Here is a 12,381-nt window from a genome sequence, read left to right on the forward strand (position 1 = left end):
ATTTTATAATATATATACAAATAGATGTACTAGAAAAACTATACTTTCTGTCGAAATTCTTTAATTGGAGTTTTATCTTTACTCACCATTTAAAACAGACATAACTGTTGCCCTCGAAGTATTTAATTCTGTTGTGATTTTTGATATATTTATATCGCCATTTTCATTATAATACTCTTCATTATCTAGCATTTTTAATATGGTATCTTTTTTATCAATTATCTCTTGGGAGGTTTGTCTAGTCTCAAAAGTAAAGTCTTCTTCACTCATAGTTTTAAGTGCTTCTAAATCTCTTTTTATAGTAGGAACTGTGACATTCAACTCTTTTGCTAAATCCTTTGGCTCTTCAATACCTCGTAAAATCAAATCTCGCAGTGCTATTCTTCTAGTTTTTATTTTACGCCGACGATGGTAAGATATTTTCATTATTAAAACTTTAAAAGAGAGTTCCATTTCCCTGCATTGTGAACATTTTCAAATCCATTTGCTAATAAAGTACGCTTTGCTAGTGCACTTCTACTTCCACTGGCACAACAAAGAATTATAGGCTTAGTATTATCTAACTCTTTCATTCTATTTTTAAGTGAATCTAATGGGATATTGATACTTCCATCCTTGTGAGACAAGCCAAATTCATCTAAAGTTCTTACATCAACAATTTGACCACCTTGAGAAAGCAAAGAGGGAACAAGCTTTAATACCTGATATTGAGTATACTTTTTATATGCCATAAAAACTGCTAATGCAATAAATGCATAAATTATATTTTCGTTCAAAATTATCCTTTAAATATATTTCATATTCTAATGAAATATCACTTACAACCTTTAAAAAAATGAATACAAACTCATTTATTGTAAATGTTAGAATTAAATTGAATATCACATCCTCAGATTTAGTTAACTACCACCAAGTAACAAAAAAACTTTGAGTTTTATTTTTTCTATCTTTTAACCAAACAAGAGAAGATTTTTTATAACTTAATAATAATTCAATCTCATCTATCACTTCATCAAAGGTTTTCCACCTTTGATTTGAGTTACAATCACTAACCCAATCATCTCTTGAAGGTAAAAAATATTCAAACTCACTAAAATGTTTTTGATTTACAAACTCTTTATAGCTTATATAAAAACCTTTTATGCAAGAGTTATTTACAATAGGTATTTTTTTACCTAGTAAGTTTAGAGGAACATAAATATTTCCTTTGAAACAAACCTTTTGTTCAATATTATTTATATCTATTCCATCTAAATACTTTTGTGTTTCATTTTTATATAATAAAGGAAGTTGTTTGTTTTTTAGCTTTTTTATTATCTTTGCAAAAGAATCATCTCTATTTGGACCAATAAACCTATCAATCTCATTTTTAAAAGAAATATCATACAAATAATATTTATAAATATGCTCTATGTGAAAATATTTTTGATTTTTTTTATCATAGATTAGAAAATCTAATTCTCCAAGAGTTTCTTTATCATGGATGATTTGGATATTAGATTTTATCAAATCATAATTTGCCGATTGATTTATATAAAATTCAAAAAAACGCTCTATTCTTTTGCCTAAAGGAAGTTTTTCAGTGATATTTAACTGCGTAAAATCAAACTCTTTTATTTCATTTATATTTAGTTCTATTTGACTTAGACCATAGAGTTCTTTGAATAAAAAAGGTGTGTTTATAAAGCCTAAAAATTGGGTTTTTAAATTATTCATTTAATATGATACTAAAAATAGTATAAATTCTCTTCTTGACTTTTTTATTACATAAAACTAAGAATCGGGTGATAATAGTTACCTTAGCTATTTAACACATTTATCTACACAGAGTTATTATATTATCATCTGACCCATATTTTTTAACTATTACTTACCTTCAACTCTGTTTCTACCGTTTGCTTTTGCTTTATATAAAGCATTATCAGCACGCGCAATAACTTTATCTATATTTTCATCACCATCATAAATAGATACTCCAAAGCTTGCACTAAGATTCCCAATGGTTGGAAAATCATATTTGCTAATTATTTCACGAAGTGATTGAGCTAGTTTGGTAGTGCCCTCAAAATCAGTTTCTGAACATATTATCATAAACTCTTCACCACCCCAGCGCCCTAAAATATCAATTTTGCGTATATTATCTTTAAGTATTTTGGCAAATTGAATAAGTGTTTGATCACCAACTTGATGACCGTAGGTATCATTTACTCTTTTGAAATAATCAATATCTATAATAATGATACCGAAACTTCTATTGTAGCGATTAGTACGGTTAAATTCATCATTTAGTGCTTCATCAAGTTTTAGTCTGTTGAAAAGTCCTGTGAGCTTATCTGTAATACTAAGGAGCTTGTGTTTATTTAAACGCTTAATCATCTGGTTATAACTATCTTTCAATATTAACAGTTCATTTGTATCTGTCCAGTGAATGTTTAAATCAATAGCTTGAGGAGACTGCACATCTTGCTTGCGTATTTTAGTCGTAAACTCCTCCAAAGGTTGTCCTAGATATTTTTTTATGAAATAATAGATAATAAACCAAAGTGCAATTGTTTTGATGATGGAATTAATTAAAATAAGAATAAAACCATATTTAACCCGATCAAATACTAGTTGATTATTGGAGTATAATGTAACTTGGCCTAAAGGTACTTTATGATCAAAAGCTGCTCCCGTATAATCCATAGGAAATTCATACTTAAATAATGTATCAGTACCCAAACCAAACTCTTTTTGCACCGTTACTTTTCCAGAAGAATCATAATAAGTTATCTCATTTTTTTCGTTGAGCACTGCTCCAATTTGTAAATCCATTTTATGATCAATCGATTCAACTTTAATCCCCACTACAATTGGTAAATTGTGCATACCTAGTAAAATAGAGTGTAATAACTCTTTATTGTAAGTCCAAACTGAGTTCACAATACCCCTATTAAAAGTAGCTGGTAAGGTTTGAATCTCCTTATAAAATTTAGCTTTAGTATCTTCATACTCTTTATAAAGTTGAACAACTGTTACCACCACTGCAACTAAAAAATAAACGCTGAAAATCGTAGTTAATAGGTGTAAAGCAATGCTTTGACGAAAGCGTTTGAATGGAGAGATGATCATTAACTAATAAACCTTTTACTTAGATTGCCAGTCTTTAATTCCATATTTTTCCAAAAGAACCTGTAGGCGTCCATCTTTTCGCATTTTTATAGTTTCTTCTGAGAGAATTTTAGCATACTCTTTTGAGTTCTTTTTTTTTGGTGAAAAACTAGCAAAAACATCAATCACTGAGTCCGTTACTCCAGAGACTTTTACTAAATCTGATTTACCCATTTGAGTGATTTTATATTCCAAAACACTTTTGTCTTCAATAATAGTAGTTATCCTGCCACTAAGTAACATCTCCAACAATCTTTCCAATGGCTTTTCACCCTTCATTGCTAAAACATTATTTGGTTTTGTATTAAGATACTCCATCACAGTTGGATCAACATAGTCATAACCATCAATCACACCGATCATCTTAGCTTGTTTAAGTGACTGGGTTCCTGTATACTTCCAAGAAGAGTCTTTAAGGGTAAAAAAGGTGCTGTTGCTTTTTCCAAGTGGAAAATCTGGAAAAATAAAATCAGGTGCTTCTTCTCTAAAGCAAGCCATAGTACCATCTAATTTTCCTTCTCGAACCAATTCTAAACCACGGGTATAACTAACTTCTACAAACTCAACTTTATGACCTCTAGCTTTCATGGCTTCAACTAATAGATCACCTACATAGCCAACTTTCCCATCATTTCGACCTGCTAAACAATCGTAAGGGCACCATTCATCTGTAGCTATTTTTAGCGTATCTGAAAACAAATGTAGGGGGAAAAGTATGCTCAAGCTAAATAATACTATACCTGCTGATTTTTTAAAACCGTTCATCTATTCTAACCTTCGTAAATTATTTGAGTTACTCTTCAATTTTAAATTATATTCCATCTTTTTAACATTTACTATTATGTCTTTTATTTCTTTTATCTGTGCTTTAAGCTTAAAGTAATTTTGAAAAAATATCATTCTTGAAAAACTAGTCGACATAGTGGATATCATATCTCTGCATGTGTTCATTTATCTGTAAGGTTAAACGAGTATGCATTATTTATTATATAGGATTAGGTATAGTATTTTGGGTTTGGGAAAAGAGAATAGATAGGATTAAATAAGTATTGTGTCCCAGGAATTTTCAAATTTTTTTCCAGATAGTTTTACCCGTGGCACAAACTTTATTTGTGCTTTTAATTTGAATAGTATGTACAAAAGAGTTTTCAGAACTATCCTTTTTTGTTGAAGATAAAAGCACATCACCATATTGAGCCTCTGATATAAAACGCCCATCTATAAAGTACAAATAATAGTTATTTAGTATCTCATTAGGTATTGATTCTATTAGCCATTGTAGATATCTAAGATTATTAACATGTTTGTTAGTATCAGTATCATACATATTAACTTTAAACTCTTTTCTATATTCAAAAGAATCAAGAGCTTCAATTTTATTACTTATATCGTGTTCAAGAGATACTGATTTGTCTGATGACCATCTTTTTAAAAAGTCTGGATGTATTCGTGTAGGTCTTCTTTTTTTTATATCATAAAAAAGCCATAAACCTCTAGCTCTTCCTATAATATTATAGTTTTCATCATAAATGATATTTTCTCTTAATCCTCTAATAGTCTGATATTTTGATATCCAAGTTCTAATAATTATTTTTTCTTTATATAAAGGATAGCGTTGCATTTGCATCATACCAGATAGCAATACCCATCCAAGATTTTCTGACATCAAAGATAAAAGATTATGCCCAGCATAATGACAATGCTCAGCAGCAGTTTCTTGAAGCAAAGTCAATATAGCAATAGGAGAAGCTTCCCCTAATCTATTCATCTCAAAAAATCTCAATTCAAACTCTTTTTCAAAATAGTTTTCCAAAAAAACTCCTTTAGTAAATAGAATATATGCAATTTAATAAGTATTGTCAAGGGTAAAGGTAAATTCCTCGGAATTTTCAATTGCTTTAGATAATGATTCTACATTTTTTGGTATAACGATTAAATGCATATGATTTGTCACAAGACAGAAGCTATTATTTCTAATCCATGCAGTTTGGATTGTGTATATAGTATCTACTATTCTTCTTATTCTTGCCATTTTTAATCTCCTATATTTTAGACATAAAAAATGATATAACAATAAAATTTACTTATTTTTAAAATCTGGTGACAGTATATCCTGTCCCCAGAATTTTCAACTAATTAAACTAAAATATCTATTTTTCGTTTATTAAAGGAATCAATCACACGAGAATGCCATTTTTTTATTATTCTTGTAGTTTCAACATCATTCACACATTTATTAAGTGTACCTTGAGGTTGTGGTAATTTTTTTTCATCTAATTCCCAATCCAAAACCCTTATTGGTCGTCTATTCTCAATCCAACTAATATCTGTACAATCATCCTTAACCTCATAAAAGCCACCAATAATCTGTACTAAAGCAATTAATTTTTCACCATTTTTAATTGCAACTATATCGTTAACACTCATTTCATAACGAAATTTGTCAATTGTATTTTCACCAGCATCCCAATTACCTAAACCTATAATCCTCTTATGTTCTAAAATTGAATATACATGTTCTTCTGCAAAAGATTTGTCATCTGGATGAATCTGCATATGCCAGTACGTAAATTCCATTCTAAACTCCTTTTTTATTATATTAATTATAAAGACAGTGTACCTAATTATTTTAAATAAATATTCTGTCTCCGGAATTTATATCATTATAACTTTGCCCCTATACTCTTCAAAAGTTGAATAATTTTCTCGTTGCCTTCTTCTTCAGCTATAGACAATGCAGTTTTACCCATATCATTCTTAATATCAAGGCGAGCACCTTCCTTTATAAGGAATTTTGCTGATTCTACTTTATTCTCTTTTGATGAGTACATAAGTTCCGTTAAACCATTTTTGGATTGATGGTTAATATCGGATCCATGTTCAAGAAGCAGTTTTGCTATATCGAAATGATTATGAAAAACAGCTATCATAAAGGCTGTCGTTCTCCATTTATAAATTTCTACATCCACTTTAGCCCCATTGTCAAGTAAAAGCTTAGTGATTTCATAATTGCCTCTAACTGCCGATCCCATTAAGGCAGTTTCTCCTAAATTATTTTTTGCATTAATATCAGCACCTCTTTCAATCAATTGTCTAATTATATTTATATCTGCTGATTCCATTGCATACATCAAGACAGTGTTACCAAAACTGTTACGTGCATTAACATCTGCTTGTGGATCATTTAAAACTTTAGCAATGTCCATTTGACCAACACAACCGCTGAATAAGATTACCAATAACGGTAATAATATTTGTATTACTTTTATTTTCAATATCATTTTTTCTCCTAAGATATATTGCTCTGTAAGTTTAATATCTAGCATAATTTGAAACAAACAGTGTTTCAAATAAAACTAATAAAAAATTCACGGGCGGTTTTTTAATTAGTCTTATAATCCTATAAATATCCTATTTCTTTAAATTCTTTTAATAAACTCTCTCTTAACATTTTTTTTACAATTGGTTCTAATACTTTAATACTCTCAATTGGCAATGGTTTTGTTGTATCAACCCATAAACTATTTTCAATCAGTTTTAAGGATTCTTTTTTAAATTTTATATTATTAAAATGTAACTGTTCTACTTTATCTTTAACTATATCATATGAAATCAAATTCATATTAAGTTTTATATATGTAGATTCAAAACCCAATGTTTTTGCTTTAATCACTCCAATTCCACGATGAACATCATGATGTTCATAGATAATCGCCCCTTTTTCAAAAATAATCAAAGCATCCAACTTATTTTTTACAATAATATCTTTTAAAATAGCTATTCTTTTTTCATATTCTTCATCAATTTCTTTATTTTGAAAAGGAGTTAATATTACATCTGTAATTTTGTATTTTGAACTAAGCATATTTGTCATTTCTTTTTGAATATACTCATCTATTTTCCAAGAAGTTATATCTGTAATGTTATCTTCATTTCCAAAAATAGTTAATCCACGCTCTAAACTAGCCATCTCATTTCCATGTAAAGATAATACACCAATATTTGATATAGTTTTTAATTTTGCTGGTGAGATATTTTTAGGTGCGCATGCATTAAAGAAGAACATCACAAATAAACTTAAAATTATTAATTTGAATTTCATTAGTTTCCTTTTTATTAAGTGATAACTATTTTATATAAAATAATCTTAAATCAATCTACAAAATAATATAAAAATTGTATTTAATTTCAAAAAAGTTTTCAAGGTGGCAAATGTTCACCTAGATTATTTAATAATCTCTCTTGTTCCCTTGCAAGTTCACGCTTTGTTACTTTTTTAGCTTTCGAAAATCTGGGGACAGTGTACTAAATTTTTATTGTATTAACTATTTTGATTAATAGGTATCCTGTCCCCGGATTTTAAATTGAGCCGATGAATTGCCCGCAGGGTAATTTATTGGCTCCGCTGATTTGTTATACCATAGTTGGTACAGGCAAATTATAACTTTCCATACATAGTTTTAATTTTTTAAAGTATTCAGGATTACTTTCGTTACTTGATGGTTCATTTAATAAAATACAACATAAAGTGGCAATTTTTGAACCATCATCTAATTCTACTAATATTGATTCTGAAATATAATCAGTTAATCCTGATTTTTTATATAAAGTATCGATTTCATCATGGGTTAATGAATATACTAATCCATAAACTTGTGAATCTTTTTTTCTCAGAAGTGTTGCCATATTTCCAATTCTGAGTTGATAATCATTTGCAAAAGCAACTCTTTTATTTCTAGGTTCAACATTTTTATTTTTTAGTATTTCTTCATCCATATATAATCCATAAAAAAATACATCATTTAATCTTTGGTTCGAATTATCCATTTAAATCCTTTATTTGTATAACGTTCGAATAGATCTAATAAGCGACCGTTAGGTAACTTATTAGCTCCTATGTTTTGTTATACATTTTTTTATAAACATCCTGCACGTTTTTGATGTATTGCAACATATTCTTTATATGTTGAAAAGCCTTTTGGCAATGATATTTTTGCATTAGGATTCATTTTAATATTTTTTTGGTTATATTCAAGACTAATTCTATAAGGTTCACATTCAGATTTGTGTTCACCTAAAAAATAATATGCAAAACCAAGATTTAAATATGCATTTGTTAAATAATCATATCTTTTTGTTTTTAAGTATTCAGTAATTGCTTTTTCAAAATACTCTTTTGATTTAACAAGTCTATTATCAAATGTAATATCTTTATTGCGAAAACCATATTCTTTATAAGTACTTTGGTTTTCTTTTATTGAAGGTGAACGTAAAAAAAAGCCATAACTTAAATATGCTTTCCCCAAACATTCAGAGTTATTATTTTCTTTACAGATTATAATAGCTTCATTTATTAATTTTTCTGCGGGAAAAGGTCTTCCACGATTATATAGTTCATCTGCCCATTTAAGTTTTTCAATAGGGTCACTTGTACTTGGCACACCTACAGCAGCACAACCACCTAAAATAATTAGTGCCAATATTAAAAGTATATTTTTTTTCATTTACATTTTTCCTTTTAGTGTATAACGTTTGAGTTGAGAAATATTTGAGCCGCAGGGTCAAATATTTCTCTCCAATGTTTTGTTATGTGTTTTATACCAAACCACAATACAACATGACACTTGTTCCGTTTTTAAAACTAAACTCTTTTTCTTTTAATTCTTGTAATTCATTTTTTATTTTCGGAATATGCTTATCCCAATCTTTTGTACTTTTTGATAATGGGAATATGATAAAAACTACAGCTTTGTTTTTATAATTTTTATTATTTCTCAAATCTATAATATCTTTAATGATACTCGTGATATTTTTGGTAACTGGTCTAGTTTTATTTTCAACATTTTCATAACGATAATTAGTATTCGATGTTTTTAACTCCAATGCCCAATCATCAAAGACTATATCTATCCTGTCTTTTTCAGGAGTAATATTATTTGTATGTCTTGATAAAATATCACAGAGTTCTACTTTAAACCAACCTTCAAATTTGTTTCTATTTTTTATGAAAAAATTTAATCCATCATGTTGGTCTATCTTTTTTGGAACTTCATACTCTAAAATATTTCATAGTTCATTAAATGTCATTTTTATCCTTACACATAACTATTTATTGAATATACATTATATAAATAAATTACTTAAATCAACTTGTTTATTATATATTCATATAAATAGTTAATTTTAAGTATTTTATAAAATAAATATTACAAAGTGCAATATTTTTATATATATTTTTATTATTTGTTATAATTTTTATGTTTATTTTATGTTGATATTTAGAACTTTAATATACATAATGTATGTTAAAAGTGAAAAATTTAACTTTAAACAACATTTTTTATAATACAGGAGTTACTATGGCTAAAAAACTGCTTGATATAATGAGGGATTAGATTAGATTTTATAAAAAGAACTATATATAAATCTACGCGAAAAGTTTGCCTTGTGCTTTTTAGCACAAGTTTTCCTATTTCTTCTGTGCACTTTCAGGGTCACGCTTTATTACTTTTTATCAAAGAATTTCGTCACTTTGTTCCAGCATCCAACGATAAAATAAGTAACCATGATAATTCTGCTTGCAGATAAAAAATCTGTTTTTCAATTGCTATCGCTAATGTTTGCTTTCATTTGTATTGTTATTTTATTATGAGATTAAGTGAACTTATTCTATTCAGAGGTTTAAAACAGAAAACTTAATTAACACGTGAATACCTCTTTTGTAATTCTAAATTTCTATATACAATTATGCTTAATATTAAAATAATCATAATAGAATTAAATATCATATACTTATAAGCATTTTTTTCATCTTGTAATCTATTCAAATAAAATTTATTGTAATTCTCTATTAATAACCAATCACCCATTTTAATTTGAATTATATATTTATCTTTACCCAGTAGAAAATTTTCATATTCTTGAAACCAAATTTGAATATTCTTATTTAAAATTTTATGTTCTATACCATATGGTAAAGTAACTCTAAAATCTTCATTTTTTAAACCTAAGGAAGATATCCGTCCAATTGAAACATATTCAACAATACCACTATTTGTTTTCATGTCTTTTAATTTTTGAATAGGGTTTTTTATGTAAAAGTCCCATTCTATGTAGATGATTAAAAGTATTATAAAAATGATACTACATAATATTAAAGATAAATTATCAGATTTTAAATTTCTAATAAATGTTTTATAACTTATTCCTTGCATATCACCTCAAATAATTTAACATTTTAAAATAAATTTTACAATTATAAAAATTAAAATATAGATTTTTGTCGGAAGTTTGGTGTAGATTTTTGTGAAGATGAACGAAGGTGTACTACTCGTACATCGAAGTTCATATTCGCGGAAAGATGCGCCGAAATTACGGCAAAAAAATTATTCCCATTCGATAGTTGCTGGCGGTTTTGAAGATATATCATACACAACTCTATTAATCCCATCAACCTCATTGATAATTCTTCTACTTATTGTTTCTAAAATATCATGTGGAATATGTGCAAATGTTGCTGTCATACCATCTGTTGCTTCTACTATTCTTACACAAACAGTGTTGTCATAAGTTCTGTTATCACCCATAACTCCTACTGATTTTACATTTAGTAGTACTGTAAAGGCTTGCCATGTTTTATCATAATATCCAGTTGCTCTTAGAACATCTAACATGATAACATCTGCTTTTCTTAAAAGCTCTAAATCAGGTTTATTTACATCTCCCATGATTCTAATAGCAAGTCCAGGTCCAGGGAAAGGGTGTCTTCCTATCATATCTTTTGGAATTCCAAGTTCAAGTCCTAGAAGTCTTACTTCATCTTTGAAGATTTCTCTTAATGGCTCGATTAAATCAAATGTCATCCAATCTGGAAGTCCACCTACATTGTGGTGAGATTTGATAGTTTTTGAAGGACCTTTTACTGATACTGATTCAATAACATCTGTATATAAAGTTCCTTGTGCTAAAAATTCTATACCATCATGTTTTTTTGCCTCTTCATCAAATACTTTGATAAATGTTTCACCGATGATTTTTCTTTTTGTTTCTGGGTCTGTTACACCTTCTAGTTTACTTAAGAATTGCTCACTTGCATCAACTGTGATTAAAGGAACACCTCTTGCTTTAAACATAGCTTCTACTTGTTCTCTTTCATTTGCTCTTAAAAGTCCATTATCAACAAATACTGGGATCAATTGATCTCCTATTGCTTCTGCTAAAAGAGTCGCAACTACAGAAGAATCAACTCCTCCTGATACACCACAAAGAACTTTTTTATCTCCAACTTGATCTTGGATTTTTTTGATTTGTTCTTTTGCAAAAGAACCCATGTTCCATGTGCTTTCACAATTACAAATATATTTTGCAAAGTTTTTAAGTAGTTTTGCACCCTGCTCTGAGTGATATACTTCTGGATGAAATTGGAAAGCGTAAACTAATCTATCCAAGTCAGCAATAGCTGCATAAGGTGAGTTTTCACTTGTTGCGATTTTTTCAAATCCTTCAGGAATAGTTTCTACTCTATCACCATGGCTCATCCATACAGTTTGCCCATCTGTAGTATCTCTAAAAATATCACTTTGTTTTTCAAAATTTAATTTTGCTTTTCCATATTCATGATGATCAGCTGGTATTACACTTCCACCAAAATATTGAGAAATAAGTTGCATACCGTAACAAATACCTAAAATCGGTAATCCAAGCTCAAATATTTCTTTATCTGGGTGATATGAATCTTTAGCATAAACAGATGCTGGTCCACCACTTAAGATTATACCTTTTGGCGTTCTAGCCTTTATATCTTCTATACTTTCACTATATGGAACAATTTCAGAATAAACTCCTGCTTCTCTTAGTTTTCTTGCTATGATTTGAGTATATTGACTACCAAAATCTAATACAACGATTGGTACATGTTTCATTTATTATTTTCCTTCATATTTTACACTTCTTGGTGTTTGGGTATTACAATTTTTAATGAGGGATTTTATCTAAATAGTTGTAAAAAATTGGTTAAGCGATTATTTCATCTTTTTTTCTTGAAGATTTGTTTTTCCACATTTGGGACAAGGATTTCCAAGGTTGCTATAACAAGAATAACAAAACATAGCATCACAACCTTCACAAGTATGTTTACAATGTTTGCATACATAAGTTCTTGCTCTTTTAAATTTTTCTTTTTTAGAAGGCCTAAAAATCCAAGAAAACATTGAAAATCCTTTTTAATAAAAA

At 28.4% G+C, this 12,381-nt stretch carries 16 protein-coding genes; all 16 read right to left on the bottom strand.

From position 1 onward, the window contains the following. Positions 1–78: 78 nt before the first annotated feature. A complete protein-coding gene (locus tag LXN10_RS00790) occupies positions 79–453 on the bottom strand; it encodes a hypothetical protein (RefSeq protein ID WP_375724063.1) in 375 nt (124 codons plus the stop codon). Beyond that, positions 429–776: a rhodanese-like domain-containing protein gene (locus tag LXN10_RS00795; protein ID WP_375724064.1), complete on the bottom strand. Its 348-nt coding sequence runs from the start codon at positions 774–776 to the stop codon at positions 429–431. The genes LXN10_RS00790 and LXN10_RS00795 overlap by 25 nt, the downstream gene beginning before the upstream one ends. Positions 777–903: 127 nt before the next feature. Then, positions 904–1,716 (bottom strand): DUF1853 family protein, encoded by an 813-nt coding sequence (locus tag LXN10_RS00800; protein WP_375724065.1) that lies wholly within the window; start codon positions 1,714–1,716, stop codon positions 904–906. A gap of 150 nt (positions 1,717–1,866) precedes the next feature. Beyond that, a complete protein-coding gene (locus LXN10_RS00805; RefSeq protein WP_375724066.1) occupies positions 1,867–3,111 on the bottom strand; it encodes a GGDEF domain-containing protein in 1,245 nt (414 codons plus the stop codon). Between the two features lie 15 nt (positions 3,112–3,126). Further along, the gene (locus LXN10_RS00810) at positions 3,127–3,915 is read right to left on the bottom strand and encodes a substrate-binding periplasmic protein (RefSeq protein ID WP_375724067.1); all 789 of its coding nucleotides are present in this window, start codon (positions 3,913–3,915) and stop codon (positions 3,127–3,129) included. Between the two features lie 301 nt (positions 3,916–4,216). Further along, positions 4,217–4,963, bottom strand: coding sequence for an acyl-[acyl-carrier-protein] thioesterase (locus LXN10_RS00815; protein ID WP_375724068.1), 747 nt, complete (start codon positions 4,961–4,963; stop codon positions 4,217–4,219). Positions 4,964–4,996: 33 nt separating this feature from the next. Further along, positions 4,997–5,182 carry a hypothetical protein gene (locus LXN10_RS00820; protein ID WP_375724069.1) on the bottom strand — a complete coding sequence of 62 codons (186 nt, stop codon included), beginning with the start codon at positions 5,180–5,182 and terminating at the stop codon, positions 4,997–4,999. Between the two features lie 104 nt (positions 5,183–5,286). Beyond that, on the bottom strand, positions 5,287–5,727 hold the full coding sequence (locus LXN10_RS00825; protein ID WP_375724070.1) for a pyruvate kinase: 441 nt from the start codon (positions 5,725–5,727) through the stop codon (positions 5,287–5,289). 86 nt (positions 5,728–5,813) lie between these two features. After that, on the bottom strand, positions 5,814–6,431 hold the full coding sequence (locus tag LXN10_RS00830; protein ID WP_375724071.1) for an ankyrin repeat domain-containing protein: 618 nt from the start codon (positions 6,429–6,431) through the stop codon (positions 5,814–5,816). Between the two features lie 119 nt (positions 6,432–6,550). Next, positions 6,551–7,252 carry a hypothetical protein gene (locus tag LXN10_RS00835; RefSeq protein ID WP_375724072.1) on the bottom strand — a complete coding sequence of 234 codons (702 nt, stop codon included), beginning with the start codon at positions 7,250–7,252 and terminating at the stop codon, positions 6,551–6,553. 311 nt (positions 7,253–7,563) lie between these two features. After that, complete coding sequence (locus tag LXN10_RS00840; RefSeq protein WP_375724073.1) at positions 7,564–7,977, bottom strand: gamma-glutamylcyclotransferase family protein; 414 nt, start codon at positions 7,975–7,977, stop codon at positions 7,564–7,566. An 89-nt stretch (positions 7,978–8,066) separates the two neighbouring features. Next, positions 8,067–8,654, bottom strand: a complete 588-nt coding sequence (locus tag LXN10_RS00845; RefSeq protein ID WP_375724074.1) for a hypothetical protein — start codon at positions 8,652–8,654, stop codon at positions 8,067–8,069. A gap of 91 nt (positions 8,655–8,745) precedes the next feature. Then, complete coding sequence (locus tag LXN10_RS00850) at positions 8,746–9,033, bottom strand: hypothetical protein (protein ID WP_375724075.1); 288 nt, start codon at positions 9,031–9,033, stop codon at positions 8,746–8,748. 812 nt (positions 9,034–9,845) lie between these two features. Then, positions 9,846–10,214, bottom strand: coding sequence for a hypothetical protein (locus LXN10_RS00855; protein WP_375724076.1), 369 nt, complete (start codon positions 10,212–10,214; stop codon positions 9,846–9,848). 321 nt (positions 10,215–10,535) lie between these two features. Next, positions 10,536–12,071, bottom strand: coding sequence for a glutamine-hydrolyzing GMP synthase (gene guaA / locus LXN10_RS00860; RefSeq protein WP_375724077.1), 1,536 nt, complete (start codon positions 12,069–12,071; stop codon positions 10,536–10,538). A 99-nt stretch (positions 12,072–12,170) separates the two neighbouring features. Further along, positions 12,171–12,359, bottom strand: a complete 189-nt coding sequence (locus LXN10_RS00865) for a hypothetical protein (RefSeq protein WP_375724078.1) — start codon at positions 12,357–12,359, stop codon at positions 12,171–12,173. Between the last annotated feature and the right edge of the window lie 22 nt (positions 12,360–12,381).

The organism is Arcobacter iocasae (assembly GCF_042214795.1).
Taxonomy (GTDB): domain Bacteria; phylum Campylobacterota; class Campylobacteria; order Campylobacterales; family Arcobacteraceae; genus Arcobacter; species Arcobacter iocasae.

Bases quoted from the DNA above. Each gene is read 5' to 3' on its own strand.
- LXN10_RS00790 (WP_375724063.1), bottom strand. From the start codon at position 453: ATGGAACTCTCTTTTAAAGTTTTAATAATGAAAATATCTTACCATCGT.
- LXN10_RS00800 (WP_375724065.1), bottom strand. From the start codon at position 1,716: ATGAATAATTTAAAAACCCAATTTTTAGGCTTTATAAACACACCTTTT.
- LXN10_RS00805 (WP_375724066.1), bottom strand. From the start codon at position 3,111: ATGATCATCTCTCCATTCAAACGCTTTCGTCAAAGCATTGCTTTACAC.
- LXN10_RS00810 (WP_375724067.1), bottom strand. From the start codon at position 3,915: ATGAACGGTTTTAAAAAATCAGCAGGTATAGTATTATTTAGCTTGAGC.
- LXN10_RS00820 (WP_375724069.1), bottom strand. From the start codon at position 5,182: ATGGCAAGAATAAGAAGAATAGTAGATACTATATACACAATCCAAACT.
- LXN10_RS00825 (WP_375724070.1), bottom strand. From the start codon at position 5,727: ATGGAATTTACGTACTGGCATATGCAGATTCATCCAGATGACAAATCT.
- LXN10_RS00830 (WP_375724071.1), bottom strand. From the start codon at position 6,431: ATGATATTGAAAATAAAAGTAATACAAATATTATTACCGTTATTGGTA.
- LXN10_RS00835 (WP_375724072.1), bottom strand. From the start codon at position 7,252: ATGAAATTCAAATTAATAATTTTAAGTTTATTTGTGATGTTCTTCTTT.
- LXN10_RS00840 (WP_375724073.1), bottom strand. From the start codon at position 7,977: ATGGATAATTCGAACCAAAGATTAAATGATGTATTTTTTTATGGATTA.
- LXN10_RS00845 (WP_375724074.1), bottom strand. From the start codon at position 8,654: ATGAAAAAAAATATACTTTTAATATTGGCACTAATTATTTTAGGTGGT.
- LXN10_RS00855 (WP_375724076.1), bottom strand. From the start codon at position 10,214: ATGAAAACAAATAGTGGTATTGTTGAATATGTTTCAATTGGACGGATA.
- guaA (WP_375724077.1), bottom strand. From the start codon at position 12,071: ATGAAACATGTACCAATCGTTGTATTAGATTTTGGTAGTCAATATACT.
- LXN10_RS00865 (WP_375724078.1), bottom strand. From the start codon at position 12,359: ATGTTTTCTTGGATTTTTAGGCCTTCTAAAAAAGAAAAATTTAAAAGA.